At 43.9% G+C, this 18,216-nt stretch carries 16 protein-coding genes and 1 pseudogene; 15 read left to right on the top strand and 2 right to left on the bottom strand.

Annotation, left to right across the window (positions count from 1 at the left end):
• Position 1: 1 nt before the first annotated feature.
• The 7 genes from NML76_RS08755 (at position 2) to purH (ending at position 9,579) form a co-directional block, all read left to right on the top strand.
• Complete coding sequence (locus NML76_RS08755) at positions 2-250, top strand: acyl carrier protein (protein ID WP_021154192.1); 249 nt, start codon at positions 2-4, stop codon at positions 248-250.
• A 150-nt stretch (positions 251-400) separates the two neighbouring features.
• Positions 401-1,108, top strand: coding sequence for a phosphoribosylaminoimidazolesuccinocarboxamide synthase (gene purC, locus NML76_RS08750; protein WP_118096366.1), 708 nt, complete (start codon positions 401-403; stop codon positions 1,106-1,108).
• Positions 1,109-1,171: 63 nt separating this feature from the next.
• Positions 1,172-4,897 (top strand): phosphoribosylformylglycinamidine synthase, encoded by a 3,726-nt coding sequence (locus tag NML76_RS08745; RefSeq protein WP_254733310.1) that lies wholly within the window; start codon positions 1,172-1,174, stop codon positions 4,895-4,897.
• Positions 4,898-4,909: 12 nt separating this feature from the next.
• Positions 4,910-6,349: an amidophosphoribosyltransferase gene (purF, locus tag NML76_RS08740; protein WP_049490649.1), complete on the top strand. Its 1,440-nt coding sequence runs from the start codon at positions 4,910-4,912 to the stop codon at positions 6,347-6,349.
• Between the two features lie 30 nt (positions 6,350-6,379).
• On the top strand, positions 6,380-7,402 hold the full coding sequence (purM, locus tag NML76_RS08735) for a phosphoribosylformylglycinamidine cyclo-ligase (protein WP_031574112.1): 1,023 nt from the start codon (positions 6,380-6,382) through the stop codon (positions 7,400-7,402).
• Complete coding sequence (gene purN, locus NML76_RS08730) at positions 7,402-7,956, top strand: phosphoribosylglycinamide formyltransferase (RefSeq protein WP_118096358.1); 555 nt, start codon at positions 7,402-7,404, stop codon at positions 7,954-7,956. Before purM ends, purN begins: the two co-directional genes overlap by 1 nt.
• Before the next feature lie 75 nt (positions 7,957-8,031).
• Positions 8,032-9,579, top strand: a complete 1,548-nt coding sequence (gene purH / locus NML76_RS08725; protein WP_118228664.1) for a bifunctional phosphoribosylaminoimidazolecarboxamide formyltransferase/IMP cyclohydrolase — start codon at positions 8,032-8,034, stop codon at positions 9,577-9,579.
• 182 nt (positions 9,580-9,761) lie between these two features.
• Here purH and NML76_RS08720 read toward each other — a convergent pair whose 3' ends face one another.
• Positions 9,762-10,304, bottom strand: coding sequence for a TetR/AcrR family transcriptional regulator (locus NML76_RS08720; RefSeq protein WP_118228663.1), 543 nt, complete (start codon positions 10,302-10,304; stop codon positions 9,762-9,764).
• A gap of 169 nt (positions 10,305-10,473) precedes the next feature.
• On the opposite strand from NML76_RS08720, the gene NML76_RS08715 reads away from it, so the two are divergent.
• Together NML76_RS08715 and NML76_RS10270 are read left to right on the top strand one after the other, a co-directional pair.
• The gene (locus tag NML76_RS08715) at positions 10,474-10,983 is read left to right on the top strand and encodes an HXXEE domain-containing protein (protein WP_118228662.1); all 510 of its coding nucleotides are present in this window, start codon (positions 10,474-10,476) and stop codon (positions 10,981-10,983) included.
• A gap of 8 nt (positions 10,984-10,991) precedes the next feature.
• A pseudogene (locus NML76_RS10270) lies at positions 10,992-11,078 on the top strand (IMP cyclohydrolase); the annotation flags it as partial.
• A gap of 54 nt (positions 11,079-11,132) precedes the next feature.
• Here NML76_RS10270 and NML76_RS08710 read toward each other — a convergent pair.
• On the bottom strand, positions 11,133-12,152 hold the full coding sequence (locus NML76_RS08710) for a GBS Bsp-like repeat-containing protein (protein ID WP_254733308.1): 1,020 nt from the start codon (positions 12,150-12,152) through the stop codon (positions 11,133-11,135).
• Between the two features lie 182 nt (positions 12,153-12,334).
• Here NML76_RS08710 and purD point away from each other — a divergent pair, with 182 nt between their 5' ends.
• From purD to purB, 6 genes are all read left to right on the top strand, one after another.
• Positions 12,335-13,600, top strand: coding sequence for a phosphoribosylamine--glycine ligase (gene purD, locus NML76_RS08705; RefSeq protein WP_254733306.1), 1,266 nt, complete (start codon positions 12,335-12,337; stop codon positions 13,598-13,600).
• Between the two features lie 234 nt (positions 13,601-13,834).
• Complete coding sequence (purE, locus tag NML76_RS08700) at positions 13,835-14,323, top strand: 5-(carboxyamino)imidazole ribonucleotide mutase (protein WP_254733305.1); 489 nt, start codon at positions 13,835-13,837, stop codon at positions 14,321-14,323.
• Positions 14,310-15,389: a 5-(carboxyamino)imidazole ribonucleotide synthase gene (gene purK, locus NML76_RS08695; protein ID WP_118228658.1), complete on the top strand. Its 1,080-nt coding sequence runs from the start codon at positions 14,310-14,312 to the stop codon at positions 15,387-15,389. Before purE ends, purK begins: the two co-directional genes overlap by 14 nt.
• 120 nt (positions 15,390-15,509) lie before the next feature.
• Positions 15,510-16,460, top strand: a complete 951-nt coding sequence (locus NML76_RS08690) for a 2-dehydropantoate 2-reductase N-terminal domain-containing protein (protein WP_214260029.1) — start codon at positions 15,510-15,512, stop codon at positions 16,458-16,460.
• Positions 16,461-16,468: 8 nt separating this feature from the next.
• Positions 16,469-16,696, top strand: a complete 228-nt coding sequence (locus NML76_RS08685) for a hypothetical protein (RefSeq protein WP_045613324.1) — start codon at positions 16,469-16,471, stop codon at positions 16,694-16,696.
• Positions 16,697-16,750: 54 nt separating this feature from the next.
• On the top strand, positions 16,751-18,049 hold the full coding sequence (gene purB / locus NML76_RS08680) for an adenylosuccinate lyase (protein ID WP_003002393.1): 1,299 nt from the start codon (positions 16,751-16,753) through the stop codon (positions 18,047-18,049).
• Positions 18,050-18,216 lie beyond the last annotated feature (167 nt).

Genomic DNA, 18,216 nt, shown 5'->3' with positions numbered 1-18,216 from the left:
TATGAGTAAACAAAACGAAATTTTAGTTACAATTGAGGAATTTCTCAAAGATCGCAAGGGTCCAGACTTTCAAGTATCTTTGGAATCTGACTTACGTAAGGATTTACAGGCGGATTCTGTTGAATTGATGGAATTTATTATCAATCTTGAGGATGAATACCAAATTGAGATTCCGGACAAGGCTATTGATGAATTTAACACAGTAGGGGATGTTGTCGACTATATCGAAAAACGAACTGCTGGTCACTAATGAAAAAGGGATCGTTCAGAGATTATTCTGGATGATCTTTTTTTCTGTCCTTTTTATTCGGATTCTGCTTATATTGTACGGAATTTTATTGAAAATACACTTTGTATGTGATAGAATGAAGGTGATAAAATACGAAAGGCGAACAAAGTCATGACCAATCAACTGATTTATACTGGAAAAGCTAAGGATATCTATACTACTGAGGACGAACATGTGATTAAGTCGGTCTATAAGGACCAGGCAACCATGCTTAATGGTGCTCGTAAAGAGACGATTAAGGGGAAAGGTGTACTAAATAATCAGATTTCGTCTCTTATTTTTGAAAAATTGAATGCTGCGGGTGTTGCGACTCACTTTATAAAACGTATTTCTGACACAGAACAACTCAACAAGAAAGTAAAAATTATTCCTTTGGAGGTGGTTCTTCGTAATGTGACTGCTGGTTCTTTCTCTAAACGTTTTGGCGTTGAAGAAGGTTTGGACTTGAAGACTCCAATCGTTGAATTTTACTACAAGAACGATGATTTGGATGACCCATTCATCAATGATGAACATGTCAAGTTTTTGGATATTGCCAATGATGAGCAAATTGCCTATATCAAGGAAGAAACACGTCGCATCAATGAATTGTTGAAGGATTGGTTTGCACAAATTGGTCTTCGCTTGATTGACTTCAAATTGGAATTTGGTTTTGATAAGGATGGCAAGATCATCTTGGCAGATGAATTCTCTCCAGATAACTGCCGCCTTTGGGATGCTGAAGGGCACCATATGGACAAGGATGTTTTCCGTAGAGATTTGGGTAGCCTAACGGATGTATATAAGGTTGTATTAGAGAAGTTGCAAGACTTGAAATAATTTGGTTGAAACGGAAAACCTTCGTCTTCAAGAGCATTTTTGAATAGAAATAAAGGAACTAAAATGGATAAACGTATTTTCGTTGAGAAAAAAGCTGATTTTCGTGTGAAATCGGACTCTTTAGTAAAAGAATTGCAGCATAATCTTCAGTTGAAAACGTTGAATGATCTTCGGATTGTTCAAGTTTACGATGTCTTTGGTTTGGCAGAGGACTTGTTTGCGCGTGCGGAAAAACACATCTTCTCTGAGCAAGTGACTGATACTGTTTTGGACGAGGCTGCGGTTCAGGCTGATCTTGAGAAGTATGCTTTCTTTGCGATTGAAAGCTTGCCTGGTCAATTTGACCAACGTGCGGCATCTTCACAAGAAGCTTTGCTTTTGCTTGGTAGTTCAAATGACGTAACAGTGAATACAGCGCAATTGTACTTGGTTAACAAGGATATCGATGCGAATGAGTTGGAAGCTGTCAAAAACTACCTTTTGAACCCAGTGGATTCTCGTTTCAAAGATATCACTGTTGGTATTGCGAAACAGGATTTCTCTGAGTCTGACAAGACCATTCCAAGCTTGGATTTCTTTGAAACTTATACTGCAGAAGATTTTGCACAGTATAAGGCTGAGCAAGGATTGGCAATGGAAGTGGATGACCTTCTCTTCATTCAAGATTACTTCAAGTCTATTGGACGTGTTCCAACTGAGACTGAGTTGAAGGTGTTGGATACTTACTGGTCTGACCACTGCCGTCATACAACTTTCGAGACTGAGTTGAAAAACATCGACTTCTCAGCTTCTAAATTTGAAAAACAATTGCAAGCGACTTATGACAAGTATATTGCCATGCGTGATGAGTTGGGACGTACCGAAAAACCTCAAACCTTGATGGATATGGCAACTATTTTTGGCCGTTATGAGCGTGCTAATGGTCGTTTGGATGACATGGAAGTGTCTGATGAAATCAATGCCTGCTCTGTTGAAATTGAAGTGGATGTCAATGGTGTCAAAGAACCATGGCTTCTCATGTTCAAGAACGAAACGCACAACCACCCAACGGAGATCGAACCATTTGGTGGAGCAGCTACTTGTATCGGTGGTGCCATTCGTGACCCATTGTCAGGTCGTTCATACGTTTACCAAGCTATGCGTATCTCAGGTGCTGGTGATATTACAGCTCCAATTTCAGCGACTCGCGCTGGTAAATTGCCACAACAAGTGATTTCTAAAACAGCGGCTCATGGTTATTCTTCATACGGTAACCAAATTGGTTTGGCGACAACTTATGTTCGTGAATACTTCCACCCAGGTTTCGTTGCTAAGCGTATGGAGCTAGGTGCAGTTGTCGGTGCGGCTCCTAAGGAAAATGTTGTCCGTGAAAAACCTGAAGCAGGTGATGTCGTGATTCTTCTCGGTGGGAAAACTGGACGTGACGGTGTCGGTGGTGCGACAGGCTCTTCTAAAGTTCAAACCGTTGAATCTGTTGAAACAGCTGGTGCTGAGGTTCAAAAAGGGAATGCCATCGAAGAACGGAAGATTCAACGTCTTTTCCGTAATGGGGATGTGACACGTCTGATCAAGAAATCAAATGACTTTGGTGCTGGTGGTGTCTGTGTGGCGATCGGTGAATTGGCAGATGGTCTTGAAATTGATCTAGACAAAGTGCCATTGAAATACCAAGGTTTGAATGGTACAGAAATTGCCATCTCTGAATCTCAAGAACGGATGGCTGTCGTGGTCCGTCCAGAAGATGTAGATGCCTTCGTTGCTGAATGTAATAAAGAAAATATTGATGCTGTTGTCGTTGCGACAGTGACTGAAAAACCAAATCTTGTCATGCACTGGAATGGTGAAACAATCGTTGATTTGGAACGTCGTTTCCTTGATACAAACGGTGTACGTGTGGTTGTAGATGCTAAGGTGGTTGACAAGGATGTCAAGCTTCCAGAAGAACGTCAAACATCTGCTGAAACCCTTGAAGCGGATACTCTTGAAGTCTTGGCTGACCTGAACCATGCCAGTCAAAAAGGTTTACAAACCATCTTTGATAGCTCAGTTGGTCGTTCAACAGTCAATCACCCACTTGGTGGTCGCTACCAAATCACACCAACGGAAGCTTCTGTACAGAAATTACCAGTCCAACATGGCGTGACAACAACCGCTTCTGTTATGGCGCAAGGATTCAACCCTTATGTAGCAGAATGGTCTCCATATCATGGTGCTGCCTATGCGGTCATCGAAGCAACCGCTCGTTTGGTTGCTGCTGGTGCAAACTGGTCTAAGGCTCGTTTCTCTTATCAAGAATACTTCGAGCGGATGGATAAACAAGCAGAGCGTTTTGGTCAACCAGTAGCAGCTCTTCTTGGATCCATTGAAGCTCAGATTCAACTTGGTTTGCCATCTATCGGTGGGAAAGACTCTATGTCTGGTACCTTTGAAGAATTGACAGTACCACCAACCTTGGTTGCTTTTGGGGTGACAACTGCAGATAGCCGTAAGGTCCTTTCTCCAGAATTTAAAGCTACTGGTGAAAATATCTATTACATCCCAGGTCAAGCTTTGGCACAAGAAATTGACTTTGATCTTATCAAGTCTAACTTTGCTCAATTTGAAGCCATCCAAGCTGATCACAAAGTAACAGCAGCATCCGCTGTCAAATATGGTGGTGTGGTTGAAGCTCTTGCCCTTGCAACATTTGGGAACCATATCGGAGCTAATGTTGAATTAGATAATCTTGACACTAGCTTGACAGCCCAATTGGGTGGATTCGTTTTCACTTCGCCTGAAGAAATTGCAGGTGTTGCTACGATCGGAAAAACAGCAGCTGACTTTACACTTACTGTCAATGGTGTAACGCTTGATGGACATAAACTTGACAGCGCTTTCCAAGGTAAATTGGAAGAAGTTTACCCAACGGAATTTGCACAGGCAACTGAGTTGGAAGAAGTACCAGCTGTGGCATCAGATGCTGTGATCAAAGCTAAAGAAACAGTTGATACACCAGTGGTTTACATCCCAGTATTCCCAGGTACTAACTCTGAGTACGATTCAGCTAAGGCCTTTGAAAAAGAAGGTGCAAAAGTCAACTTGGTACCATTTGTCACACTGAATGAAGAAGCTATTGTCAAGTCTGTTGACACCATGGTTGACAATATCGAAAAAGCTAACATTATCTTCTTTGCAGGTGGCTTCTCAGCAGCGGATGAACCAGATGGATCAGCTAAATTTATCGTGAACATCTTGCTCAATGAAAAAGTACGTGCAGCCATTGATAGCTTCATCGAACGAGGTGGTTTGATCATCGGTATCTGTAACGGATTCCAAGCCCTTGTTAAATCAGGTCTTCTTCCATACGGTAACTTTGAAGATGCAAGCAGCACGAGTCCAACCCTCTTCTACAATGATGCCAACCAACACGTGGCTAAAATGGTGGAAACACGGATTGCCAACACGAATTCACCATGGCTTGCCGGAGTAGAAGTTGGTGACATCCATGCCATTCCAGTATCACACGGTGAAGGGAAATTTGTCGTGACAGCTGAGGAATTCGCAGAGCTTCGTGACAATGGTCAAATCTTTACCCAATATGTTGACTTCGAAGGGAAACCAAGCATGGATTCAAAATATAATCCTAACGGATCTGTCAATGCGATTGAAGGTATCACAAGTAAGAACGGTCAAATTATTGGGAAGATGGGTCACTCAGAACGTTTCGAAAACGGTCTCTTCCAAAATATTCCAGGAAATAAAGATCAACATCTCTTTGCATCAGCGGTTAAATACTTTACTGGAAAATAAAAGGTATACAAAATGACATACGAAGTTAAATCTCTTAATGAAGAATGTGGTATTTTTGGGATCTGGGGACACCCAGATGCTGCAAAACTGACTTATTTCGGATTACACAGTCTTCAACACCGTGGTCAAGAAGGGGCGGGGATCCTTTCGAATGATGCGGGTCAACTAAAACGGTATCGTGATACGGGTCTTCTCTCAGAAGTATTTCGAAATCCTGCTAACTTGGATAAGTTAACAGGAACGGGAGCGATTGGCCATGTTCGCTATGCGACAGCTGGGGAAGCTTCGGTGGATAACATCCAGCCCTTCCTCTTTCGCTTTCATGATACCCAGTTTGGACTAGCCCACAACGGGAATTTGACCAATGCTAAGTCCCTCAAACGGGAGTTGGAAAATAACGGGGCGATCTTTAGCTCAACTTCTGACTCAGAAATTTTGGCTCACTTGATTCGTCGGAGCCACAACCCCTCTTTCATGGGTAAGGTGAAAGAAGCCTTGAACACGGTGAAAGGTGGATTTGCTTATCTTCTCATGCTGGAAGATAAGCTGATTGCGGCCTTGGATCCAAATGGTTTCCGTCCTCTTTCGATTGGGAAAATGGCCAACGGAGCTATTGTGGTTTCATCTGAAACCTGTGCCTTTGAAGTGGTTGGAGCAGAGTGGATTCGGGATGTAAATCCGGGTGAAGTCGTAATTATCGATGATAATGGCATCACTTATGATACGTATACAACAGATACTCAATTGGCTGTTTGCTCAATGGAGTATATCTACTTTGCCCGCCCAGACTCCAATATCCAAGGGGTCAATGTCCATACAGCTCGTAAACGTATGGGGGCTCAATTGGCACGTGAATTCAAACATGAAGCAGATATTGTGGTCGGTGTACCGAACTCTTCACTTAGCGCAGCCATGGGATTTGCGGAAGAATCTGGCCTACCAAATGAAATGGGCTTGATTAAAAACCAATATACCCAACGGACCTTTATTCAACCAACACAAGAACTACGGGAGCAAGGGGTTCGGATGAAGCTCTCTGCCGTATCCGGTGTCGTGAAAGGCAAACGGGTTGTCATGATTGATGATTCTATCGTACGTGGGACAACATCACGTCGAATTGTGAAGCTATTGAAAGAAGCAGGAGCTACAGAGGTCCACGTAGCAATCGGTAGCCCAGCCCTTGCCTACCCATGTTTCTACGGGATCGATATTCAAACACGTAAGGAATTGATTGCTGCCAATCATACAGTAGAGGAAACACGCGATATCATTGGTGCAGATAGCTTGACGTATTTGTCAATCGATGGCTTGATTGATTCTATTGGAATTGATACAGATGCTCCAAATGGCGGTCTTTGTGTGGCTTACTTTGATGGAAAATATCCAACGCCTTTGTATGACTACGAAGAACGCTATGTGGAAAGTTTGAAAGAACATACTTCTTTCTATTAAGAGCAGTGCAAAAGAAAAGGAATGAAACAAATGACAAATAAAAATGCGTATGCGCAGTCTGGTGTGGATGTTGAAGCAGGTTATGAAGTTGTTGAACGGATCAAAAAACACGTGGCTCGTACGGAACGCGCAGGTGTTATGGGAGCTCTCGGTGGCTTCGGTGGCATGTTTGACCTTTCAAAAACAGGTGTCAAAGAGCCCGTTTTGATCTCAGGTACAGATGGTGTCGGTACTAAACTCATGCTTGCTATTAAGTACGACAAACACGATACGATCGGTCAAGACTGTGTGGCTATGTGTGTTAACGATATCATCGCTGCAGGTGCGGAGCCCCTTTACTTCCTTGACTATATCGCAACTGGTAAAAATGAACCTGCTAAATTAGAGCAAGTCGTTGCTGGTGTTGCAGAAGGTTGTGTGCAGGCTGGTGCAGCCCTTATCGGTGGAGAAACGGCTGAAATGCCTGGTATGTATGGTGAAGATGACTATGATTTGGCTGGGTTTGCTGTCGGTGTTGCAGAAAAATCTCAAATCATTGACGGTTCAAAAGTAGCTGAAGGGGATGTGATTCTTGGACTTGCTTCAAGCGGTATCCACTCAAATGGTTACTCACTTGTTCGTCGTGTCTTTGCGGATTACACAGGTGAAGAAGTTCTCCCAGAATTGGAAGGGAAGAAACTTAAAGACGTTCTTTTGGAGCCAACTCGTATCTACGTCAAAGCAGCATTGCCACTCATCAAAGAAGAATTGGTCAACGGAATTGCCCACATCACAGGTGGTGGTTTCATCGAAAATGTACCACGTATGTTCTCAGATGACTTGGCTGCTGAAATTGACGAAAGCAAAGTCCCAGTTCTTCCAATTTTCAAAGCTCTTGAAAAATATGGCCAAATTAAACATGAAGAAATGTTTGAAATCTTCAACATGGGGATTGGTCTCATGCTTGCAGTGAAACCAGAAAATGTGGAACGTGTCAAAGAACTTCTTGACGAACCTGTTTATGAAATCGGTCGGATTGTGAAGAAAGATGGCGCAAGTGTGGTGATTAAATAATGGCTAAAAGGATTGCTGTATTTGCCTCTGGCAACGGCTCAAACTTCCAGGTGATTGCAGAACAATTTCCAGTAGAATTTGTATTTTCAGATCACCGTGATGCCTATGTCTTAGAACGTGCCAAGAACCTTGGTGTGGCTAGTCATGCCTTTGAACTCAAGGAATTTGACAATAAAGTAGCTTATGAAGAAGCTATCGTCAAACTTTTGGATGAGCACCAGATTGACCTAGTTTGTTTGGCCGGCTATATGAAAATCGTCGGTCCAACCTTGCTAGCAGCTTATGAAGGCCGTATCATCAATATTCACCCGGCTTATCTCCCTGAATTCCCTGGTGCTCATGGTATTGAAGATGCTTGGAATGCAGGTGTTGATCAGTCTGGTGTGACTATCCATTGGGTGGATTCTGGTGTTGATACCGGTAAGGTTATCAAACAAGTCCGTGTGCCACGTCTTGAAGGGGATACCCTTGATACTTTCGAAACTCGCATCCACGAAACAGAGTACAAGCTCTATCCAGAAGTCTTGGAACGTTTGGGAGTAGCACGAAAATAAGGAAGCCATTGATCGGAAAAAACATTTTCGACTGTAGCTGATAAAGAACTTTTTTAAAAAAGGAAAAGAAAGAAAATGACTAAACGCGCACTAATTAGTGTTTCAGACAAAGCGGGCATTGTTGAATTTGCCCAAGAACTCAAAAAACTCGGTTGGGACATCATCTCAACAGGTGGTACTAAAGTTGCCCTTGATAATGCTGGGGTGGACACTATCGCCATTAACGATGTGACTGGTTTCCCAGAAATGATGGACGGTCGTGTGAAGACTCTCCACCCAAATATCCACGGTGGTCTCCTCGCTCGTCGTGACCTCGATAGCCACCTAGAGGCTGCTAAAGACAATAATATCGAATTGATTGACCTTGTGGTGGTAAACCTTTACCCATTTAAGGAAACTATCCTCAAGTCAGATGTGACTTATGCGGATGCGGTGGAGAATATCGATATCGGTGGGCCTTCTATGCTTCGTTCAGCAGCTAAAAACCACGCTAGTGTCACAGTTGTGGTAGACCCTGCTGACTATGCTGTGGTTTTGGACGAATTGGCAACCAACGGCGAAACAAGTTATGAAACTCGCCAACGTTTGGCAGCGAAAGTCTTCCGCCACACAGCAGCCTATGATGCTTTGATCGCAGAATACTTCACTGCTCAAGTGGGTGAAGAAAAACCTGAAAAACTCACATTGACTTATGATCTTAAGCAACCAATGCGTTACGGTGAAAACCCTCAACAAGACGCAGACTTCTATCAAAAAGCTTTGCCAACGGATTACTCCATCGCTTCAGCGAAACAGTTGAACGGGAAAGAATTGTCCTTCAACAATATCCGTGATGCGGATGCCGCTATCCGGATCATCCGTGATTTTAAAGACCGTCCAACCGTTGTGGCCTTGAAACACATGAATCCATGTGGCATTGGTCAAGCTGACGATATCGAAACGGCTTGGGACTACGCTTATGAATCTGACCCAGTATCCATCTTCGGTGGTATTGTCGTTCTCAACCGTGAGGTGGACGCTGCGACAGCTCAAAAAATGCACGGTGTCTTCCTTGAAATCATCATTGCGCCAAGCTATACAGACGAAGCGCTTGAAATCTTGACTACCAAGAAGAAAAACTTGCGGATTCTTGAGCTACCATTTGACGCTCAAGATGCTAGCGAAGTGGAAGCAGAATACACAGGTGTTGTCGGTGGACTCCTCGTTCAAAACCAAGACGTGGTGAAAGAAAGTCCAGCTGACTGGCAAGTGGTGACTAAACGCCAACCAACTGAAACAGAAGCGACAGCTCTTGAGTTTGCTTGGAAAGCGATCAAGTACGTCAAATCAAATGGGATCATCGTGACCAATGACCATATGACACTTGGTGTTGGTCCAGGTCAAACCAACCGTGTGGCTTCCGTTCGCATCGCTATTGACCAAGCTAAAGACCGTCTTGACGGCGCTGTTCTTGCTTCCGATGCCTTCTTCCCATTTGCGGATAATGTGGAAGAAATCGCCAAAGCAGGGATTAAAGCGATCATCCAACCGGGTGGATCAGTACGTGACCAAGAGTCTATCGAAGCGGCTGATAAATATGGCTTGACCATGATCTTTACAGGAGTCAGACATTTTAGACATTAATGGTTATTTAAAAATTAGCTCGTTATCAACTATCATGAATGACTGATAGCTAACAAAAAGAGAAGATGCAAGTGGTCTTCTCTTTTTGTATGGCTGAAATAATAAGCATTTTAGTTTTAGAAATTATGAAAATGTTTTGTTGGAGTTGCTCATGACTAATCTCGAAAAACTCAGCTTCTCACTTAACTATCTTTCATTCGTTTTAGGGTGTTTAAAGCTGTAGTGACCAACTCGTTAACAGGCATTGTCTGGTGATCTGTTTTTAACCATTCATCAAAAATATTGTAGAGACCGCCGGTAATGAATCTGATATCATAGGTGATTTGTTTTTGATCACTGTTTGTGATGTGCCAAGGTGCCATGACAGTACTATAAGCATCAGGAAGCTTATCATAAGACCTTTGCAAGATAAGTACTAGCAGGTTTGCATCCTGTAAAATCTTTAATGACTCAGTGTACTGGCTCCAATACTGAAAGAAAAAGTTTACTAAATCCTCAAAATTAGTCAGTTTTTCTGTTTGAAGTTCGATGATATAGTCTTGGATTAAACGGTCTAAATAGTTCGTAAGAACCTGCTCTTTTGAATGATAATAACGATAAAACGTGCGCCTAGCAATCTGAGCGTGCTCACTGAGTTCTGCAATGCTGATATTGTGCAGGGATTTCTTAGTTGCTAATAAATCGAACAAGGCTTCCTCCAGCCATTGCCGTGTTTGAGATTCCATAGTAGAGTTCTCCTTTCCTGTCACACTTTTGTTCAAACTGTGCCAATTTCACTGAACCTCTTGTTTTTGTAACAGTTTGTCTTTATACTAAAAGTGTTGCGCGCGATGTAGAATTATTATTTGTTTTGAACATTGTACAATTGTTAGTTGTTATTAAGGAGGTAAAGATATGGGCATTCTTTTTGATGTTTGGATGCTACCTATTTTATTTATTTTACACGATTTTGAAGAAATGATCTTTATGCCCTTGTGGAAAAAACGGTATCATCAAAAGTTAGTGTCTTTTAAGAAACCATTCTTTGGTCCTGTTACGCAGGGCTCTGCTTTTGCAGTAGGTGTTTTAGAGGAGTTTATCATTTTGCTGTTTATTTCTGGTCTTTGTCAAATGACTCACAACACCGTACTCTATTTAGCTTTTGTAATAGCTTATACATCTCACTTCATGATCCATTATATCATGTGTCTGCAATTTAGAGGTTATGTTCCCGGGGTTGTCACAGTAACTCTAGAATTACCCATTGTTTTAATGATCATTTTCCACTATTGGCCTTCTGAAATGTCCCTGTTGTCAGTCATTGTCTACCTTTTCATAGCGATGGCATTAGCCTATACGAATCTTAAAGTCATGCACCAAATCATGCCAAAAATTCAAATAAGTCTAGAAAAGTACATGAAATAGAATTCAACAATATCCGTGACCAAGAGTCTATCGAAGCGGCTGATAAATATGGCTTGACCATGATCTTTACAGGTGTGAGACATTTTAGACATTAATCAAAAAAGACACTCATCGTTGAATGAGTGCCTTTTTTGCTGATTAAGAAGACCTTAATCTGGGTAGATATAGGTGACGGTCCCCCAGATGGGGTTGGTTGGATCGAACCAACCGCGGAAGTTGTCGATATAGCGATGGCCGTTGTAGTTAGCTTCTTGGATCTGAATTTTTTGGTCATGTTCGACATCCGTAACCAAGGCGACGTGCCCATATCCCCCATTGTCCCAACAGGCGATGGCACCGACCTCTGGAGTGTCTCCTGTCCGGAATCCAGCAGCGCGTGCACTAGCTGCCCACATGCCACCGTTTCCCCACGAGTTGTGGGCCCAAGGGGCTAATTCTTTGGCTCCCCAGGTGCACTCACCAATGGGGTAGGTATTTCCCGGGTGTGTCGCGAGTGGAGTGAGATTTGGCTTTGCCTTTTCTACTTGAAAGGTAGTGGGGAATAGCCCTTTTAGTTGTCCCTGGCTTTTCTGGTAGACGTGGAGATGAAATAGACCACTTCCCTTGTGTTTTTGAGCCTGAAAGCGCAGTTGGAAATGTCCAGGTGCAATCTTCTTTGCGGGATACCAGACCAGATCATCCTGCCCGTTTCCTTCTGACCAGATGGGGAAGACAATCTCGTCAACGTCTTCGAATAACTTCAGGTCTACCTCGAATTCTTGTGAGGAGATGGGTGTGATCGTGATTTTTGGCTGGGAAGAAGCCAGGTCTTTTTGCTGGACGCTGGTCGTGAGAGGGTAAAGGCCGGTTAGCTGTTCATTTACCTCCACCCCATAGACATGGACATGATAAAGTCCGGCTTGATCAGAATGGTTGATCAATGGTACCTGTAGGTCAAATCCCTTGTCACTGTGTTCCACAGGATACCAAATAAGGTCATCTTGACCATTTTGGTCAGACCAGATGGGAACTTGGATCTTTTGATACTTATCCGGGACGTTTCCAAGATGAATTACCAGCTGCCCTTTTTCGGCATAGATGGCATTGGTCGCTTGATCTGCATGGGCAATAGAGGCTTGCATCCCCCATGTCGCACAAGTCAATACGAGAAATTTTTTGATCGTTTGCATAATACTCCTTTTCGTCAATTAGTAGGTCTCACCTATACTATTCGGAAAAAAATGAGAAATAGGAGAAAATAGCAAAAAATGTTTGGATTCTACTGAAAATAGGAGACTTTTGCTGAAATCATTAGAATAAAACGAACGATTATGATATAATTTAATAAAATAATTCGCAAAAGAGGTTCGAGATGAAACTTTTGGTTGTTGGATCTGGCGGTCGTGAGCATGCGATTGCTAAGAAATTGTTGGAGTCTACAGACGTTGAGCAGGTTTTTGTGGCTCCTGGTAATGACGGGATGCGATTAGATGGTCTGGATTTGATCAATATCGGAATTTCCGAACATTCTAAGCTGATTGACTTCGCAAAAGTCAACGATATTGCTTGGACCTTTATCGGTCCAGATGATGCCCTTGCGGCGGGGATCGTGGATGACTTCAATGCAGCTGGTCTCAAGGCTTTTGGTCCGACCAAGGCTGCAGCTGAGCTTGAGTGGTCTAAGGATTTTGCTAAGGAAATCATGGTCAAATACAATGTTCCGACAGCAGCCTATGGAACCTTTTCAGATTTCGAGGAAGCCAAGGCCTACATCGAAGAAAAAGGCGCTCCAATCGTCGTCAAGGCAGACGGTCTGGCCCTTGGGAAAGGTGTCGTCGTTGCAGAAACGGTTGAGCAAGCAGTTGAAGCCGCTCACGAGATGCTTTTGGACAATAAATTCGGTGATTCAGGTGCGCGTGTGGTCATCGAGGAATTCCTTGATGGGGAAGAGTTCTCTCTCTTTGCCTTTGTCAATGGGGATAAGTTCTACATTATGCCAACAGCGCAGGACCACAAACGTGCCTACGATGGTGACAAGGGTCCCAACACTGGTGGGATGGGTGCCTATGCGCCAGTTCCTCACTTGCCACAGAGCGTGGTTGACACAGCGGTTGACACTATTGTCAAGCCAGTTCTTGAAGGCATGATCAAAGAAGGGCGTCCGTATCTTGGTGTCCTTTACGCGGGGCTTATCTTGACAGCTGATGGACCGAAAGTTATCGAGTTCAACGCTCGTTTTGGTGATCCTGAAACGCAAATTATCTTGCCTCGTTTGACATCTGACTTTGCACAAAACATCACTGACATTTTGGATGGCAAAGAGCCGGCCATCACTTGGACGGACAAGGGGGTGACACTGGGCGTGGTTGTAGCTTCAAACGGCTACCCACTCGCTTATGAGAAAGGTGTCAAGCTTCCAGCCAAGACAGAAGGTGATATCATCACTTACTATGCTGGTGCCAAATTCGCTGAAAACGGCCAAGACCTTCTCTCAAACGGCGGACGTGTTTACATGCTCGTCACCACAGCAGACACCGTTAAAGACGGCCAAAATATTATCTACAACGAACTCAACAAACAAAACACAGAAGGCCTGTTCTACCGAAATGACATTGGTAGTAAGGCAATAAAAGATTAACAGATACTAACTTTGTCATGGCGAGCGAAAGCGAGCCAAACTAAGATAATGGTCGTTTGATTTGCGAGCGTTAGCGAGCTAGTATAGGATAATCGTCGCAGTAGTGGAACTCCTAGTAGCAGAGCTACTAGGAGCGGAAAACTGGAGACTCAGGCTCCAGTTTTAGTAATGGAACGCTACAGGCGGTCGCTTACGTCCGCACTACAATAGACGATTATCGAAAAAGGAGAAAAAATGAAACCAGTAATTTCCATTATCATGGGCTCAAAATCCGACTGGGCTACCATGCAAAAAACCGCCGAAGTCCTAGACCGTTTCGGTGTAGCTTACGAAAAGAAAGTTGTTTCCGCACACCGTACACCGGACCTCATGTTCAAACATGCCGAAGAAGCACGTAGCCGTGGCATCAAGGTCATTATCGCAGGTGCGGGTGGCGCAGCTCACTTGCCAGGGATGGTCGCAGCTAAAACGACCCTTCCAGTTATCGGGGTACCCGTCAAGTCTCGTGCCCTTAGCGGTGTGGATTCTCTTTATTCTATCGTTCAGATGCCAGGTGGAGTGCCTGTCGCAACCATGGCGATAGGTGAAGCAGGTGCGACCAACGCTGCTCTCTTTGCCCTCCGTCTCCTCTCAGTAGAGGATCAGGCTATCGCAACATCTTTGGCTGATTTCGCAGAAGAACAAGGAAAAATTGCAGAGGAGTCTACAAATGAGCTCATCTAAAACAATCGGCATTATCGGTGGTGGCCAGCTCGGTCAGATGATGGCGATCTCAGCTATCTACATGGGACACAAGGTTATCGCCTTGGACCCAGCAGCTGATTGTCCAGCATCCCGTGTGGCGGAAATCATCGTGGCCCCTTACGACGACGTAGATGCTCTTCGTCAGTTGGCTGATCGCTGTGATGTTCTCACCTATGAATTTGAAAATGTCGATGCTGACGGCCTTGATGCTGTTATCAAAGAAGGCCAGCTTCCACAAGGAACAGATCTGCTTCGCATTTCTCAAAATCGGATTTTTGAAAAGGACTTTCTCTCCAATAAGGCTCAAGTAACGGTGGCTCCCTACAAGGTCGTGACCTCAAGCCAAGATTTGGCAGATATCGACCTGTCGAAAAGCTATGTCCTCAAGACGGCGACCGGTGGTTACGATGGCCATGGTCAGAAGGTCATTCGTTCAGAAGCAGATTTGGAAGAAGCATACACTTTAGCCGATTCAGCAGACTGCGTCTTGGAAGAATTCGTCAACTTTGACCTTGAGATTTCTGTCATCGTATCAGGAAATGGCAAGGATGTGACGGTTTTCCCAGTTCAGGAAAATATCCACCGCAATAATATTCTGTCTAAGACTATTGTGCCTGCTCGCATTTCAGAAAGTCTAGCTGAAAAAGCCAAAGCCATGGCCGTGCGAATCGCAGAACAACTGACCCTCTCCGGAACTCTTTGTGTGGAAATGTTTGCAACTTCTGATGACATCCTTGTCAATGAAATTGCTCCACGTCCACACAACTCAGGCCACTACTCAATTGAAGCTTGTGACTTCTCCCAGTTTGACACGCACATCTTGGGTGTTCTCGGAGCACCACTTCCTGCTATTCACCTCCATGCACCTGCTGTGATGCTCAATGTTCTCGGCCAACACGTCGAGGCTGCTGAAACATATGTGACAGAAAATCCAAGCGCTCACCTCCACTTATATGGTAAACTAGAAGCAAAGCATAACCGCAAAATGGGACATGTGACTTTGTTTAGTGATGTGGCAGACGAGGTTGAAGAGTTTGGGGAGTAAGACAGGACCCCAGCAATAAGGTCCGTCGTCTTACCCCTGCAAGGTTGACTAGGCTTGTCGCAGGCGAAAAATCGACAAGAGAAGCCAGACAACTACTGCTGGAAAGGGATTGATTTTTAAGTGAAAATAGTGATTCTAGGACTTGGAGTCATCGGGACCACTTATGCCTACGCCTTTCAAAAAGCAGGCCATCAAGTGGAACACGTACTGAGAGATAGTAAGAAAAGCACAGCTCCGAAGGAGTTGTCGGTTGATTTGCTAGATGGTCGCTATCATTCCAAGGGTGAGAATAAGCATGATACCTATGAGGTTCATGTGGCGGAAGCTGATTCGGAATATGATTTTATTTTTCTGAGTGTGCGTCATGGGTTTGTCAAAGAAGCTGTGGAGACCTTGCGAAAAAATAATATCAAAGGTACCCTTGTTTTCTTCTGCAATTTCTGGGATACTCGAAAAGAGGTCCAAGAGTGGGCAGGGGATTACGACTATATTCTGGCATTTCCGACAGCTGGAGGTCACATGCAGGAGGACCATTTGGATGGTGTCTTGTTTGACCATTTAATGCTAGAAGGTGAGCAAAAAGCACAGATTTCTAACTATGCTGATTTGACGTCTTTACTGACTTCTGCAGATTTGAAGTGGGAAGTGCCTCATGATATGGTCGAGTGGATTTGGATTCACATGGCGATTAATGCAGGTGTCACTTCGACAGCAGCACGTTCAGGGAATCTGGAAAACCCAGAAGAACTGGCTTTGAATTTAATGAATAGTTCTTCGGAATTGTCATTAGCCATCAAGGCCATTCGAGAAGCTTTGAAAGTCGTAGAAGCGCGTGGTGTGAATTTGAAGCTTTACAAAGCCGAACTCTTGCCATACAAAATTCCGGCTTGGATAGCCGGCAAAGCCATGAAAGTCATGTTTGCGAAAAATGAGCTGACTCGAAAAATTATGACTTTGCACAATGATAAACAGGACATCTTCTATTGTTGTCAAAGTGTTTATCAGACTGGTCAAGAATTAGGTGTCAAGATGCCTATTCTGGAAGCAAATATGAAGGGCATTTCGCTTTAGGAGGTTTTATGATTCAACTCATTGTCAATGCTTTCGTTGAGAAGGATAAGACTGGAGCAGTCGTTGAAGTCTTGTATGCGAGTAGCGATCACGAAAAAGTGAAAGCTAAGTATGAAGAGCTGACTGCTCAATATCCTGAAAACTATTTAGCCATCTATGATGTCCCACTGGATACGGATTTGAATACACTCGATCACTATCCATCTGTGTGGATCGGGAAAGAAGAATTTGAGTAAAGCGACTGTCGGTTGCTAACTGATGTAAAACATCAAAAGAAAGGAAAATTAAACATGATTGATAGATATAGCCGCCCTGAAATGGCGAACATTTGGACTGAAGAAAATAAATACCGTGCTTGGCTTGAGGTGGAAATCTTGGCTGACGAAGCATGGGCTGAATTGGGAGAAATTCCTAAGGAAGATGTGGCTTTGATCCGTGAAAAAGCGGACTTTGACATCGACCGTATTCTTGAAATCGAGCAGCAAACTCGTCACGATGTGGTGGCCTTCACACGTGCGGTTTCTGAAACGCTTGGTGAAGAGCGCAAGTGGGTTCACTATGGTTTGACATCTACTGACGTAGTAGATACTGCCTATGGTTACCTCTACAAACAGGCCAACGACATCATCCGTAAGGACCTTGAAAACTTCCTCAACATCATCGCTGACAAAGCGAAAGAGCACAAGTTCACTATCATGATGGGTCGTACCCACGGTGTGCACGCTGAGCCGACAACTTTTGGTCTTAAATTGGCTACTTGGTACAGCGAAATGAAGCGCAACATCGAGCGTTTCGAGCATGCGGCTGCTGGTGTGGAAGCTGGTAAGATTTCTGGTGCGGTTGGTAACTTTGCTAACATCCCACCATTCGTTGAAAAATACGTCTGCGATAAATTGGGTATCCGTGCTCAAGAAATCTCTACACAGGTCCTTCCTCGTGACCTTCACGCTGAGTACTTTGCAGTTCTTGCGAGCATCGCAACTTCTATCGAGCGTATGGCAACTGAAATCCGTGGTCTTCAAAAATCTGAACAACGTGAAGTGGAAGAGTTCTTTGCCAAAGGTCAAAAAGGATCTTCAGCAATGCCTCACAAACGTAACCCAATCGGTTCTGAAAACATGACAGGTCTTGCGCGTGTGATCCGTGGTCACATGGTCACAGCTTATGAAAACGTAGCCCTTTGGCACGAGCGTGATATCTCTCACTCATCAGCTGAGCGCATCATCGCACCAGATACAACTATCTTGATTGACTACATGCTCAACCGTTTCGGAAACATCGTTAAGAACTTGACAGTCTTCCCAGAAAACATGATTCGCAACATGAACTCTACATTTGGTTTGATCTTCAGCCAACGTGCCATGTTGACTTTGATTGAAAAAGGGATGACACGTGAGCAAGCTTACGACCTTGTTCAACCGAAGACTGCCCAATCATGGGATAACCAAGTAGACTTCAAACCACTTCTTGAAGCAGATCCAGAAGTAACTTCACGTCTCACTCAAGAAGAAATCGACGAAATCTTCAACCCAACTTACTACACCAAACGGGTGGATGAAATCTTCGAACGCATCGGTTTGGGTGACTAAGCGCAACGAAAAAGGGAATTTGAAAAATAGACGAAAGAGGCTGGGCAAAAACTGTCCAGCCTTTGATGTTTGATAAGACTAACTGCAAGACGCAGTGGTTGATTGGTATCTTTGTTCGCTTATGAAGCTCCAAAGATGACCTAATCAACTGTGCGGGGGTGGGGAAG

The sequence above is a fragment of the Streptococcus sp. CF8_Ac1-9 genome (assembly GCF_024295565.1).
Taxonomy (GTDB): domain Bacteria; phylum Bacillota; class Bacilli; order Lactobacillales; family Streptococcaceae; genus Streptococcus; species Streptococcus parasanguinis_X.
This window is presented reverse-complemented; position numbering and strand designations above follow the sequence as displayed.

What these genes read in the sequence shown, in the direction of transcription:
- NML76_RS08715 (WP_118228662.1), top strand. Translation starts at nt 10,474, where the DNA reads ATGGGCATTCTTTTTGATGTTTGGATGCTACCTATTTTATTTATTTTA.
- purK (WP_118228658.1), top strand. Translation starts at nt 14,310, where the DNA reads ATGAGCTCATCTAAAACAATCGGCATTATCGGTGGTGGCCAGCTCGGT.
- purE (WP_254733305.1), top strand. Translation starts at nt 13,835, where the DNA reads ATGAAACCAGTAATTTCCATTATCATGGGCTCAAAATCCGACTGGGCT.
- purM (WP_031574112.1), top strand. Translation starts at nt 6,380, where the DNA reads ATGACAAATAAAAATGCGTATGCGCAGTCTGGTGTGGATGTTGAAGCA.
- purD (WP_254733306.1), top strand. Translation starts at nt 12,335, where the DNA reads ATGAAACTTTTGGTTGTTGGATCTGGCGGTCGTGAGCATGCGATTGCT.
- NML76_RS08710 (WP_254733308.1), bottom strand. Translation starts at nt 12,152, where the DNA reads ATGCAAACGATCAAAAAATTTCTCGTATTGACTTGTGCGACATGGGGG.
- NML76_RS08685 (WP_045613324.1), top strand. Translation starts at nt 16,469, where the DNA reads ATGATTCAACTCATTGTCAATGCTTTCGTTGAGAAGGATAAGACTGGA.
- purF (WP_049490649.1), top strand. Translation starts at nt 4,910, where the DNA reads ATGACATACGAAGTTAAATCTCTTAATGAAGAATGTGGTATTTTTGGG.
- purN (WP_118096358.1), top strand. Translation starts at nt 7,402, where the DNA reads ATGGCTAAAAGGATTGCTGTATTTGCCTCTGGCAACGGCTCAAACTTC.
- NML76_RS08755 (WP_021154192.1), top strand. Translation starts at nt 2, where the DNA reads ATGAGTAAACAAAACGAAATTTTAGTTACAATTGAGGAATTTCTCAAA.
- purC (WP_118096366.1), top strand. Translation starts at nt 401, where the DNA reads ATGACCAATCAACTGATTTATACTGGAAAAGCTAAGGATATCTATACT.
- NML76_RS08720 (WP_118228663.1), bottom strand. Translation starts at nt 10,304, where the DNA reads ATGGAATCTCAAACACGGCAATGGCTGGAGGAAGCCTTGTTCGATTTA.
- purB (WP_003002393.1), top strand. Translation starts at nt 16,751, where the DNA reads ATGATTGATAGATATAGCCGCCCTGAAATGGCGAACATTTGGACTGAA.
- purH (WP_118228664.1), top strand. Translation starts at nt 8,032, where the DNA reads ATGACTAAACGCGCACTAATTAGTGTTTCAGACAAAGCGGGCATTGTT.
- NML76_RS08745 (WP_254733310.1), top strand. Translation starts at nt 1,172, where the DNA reads ATGGATAAACGTATTTTCGTTGAGAAAAAAGCTGATTTTCGTGTGAAA.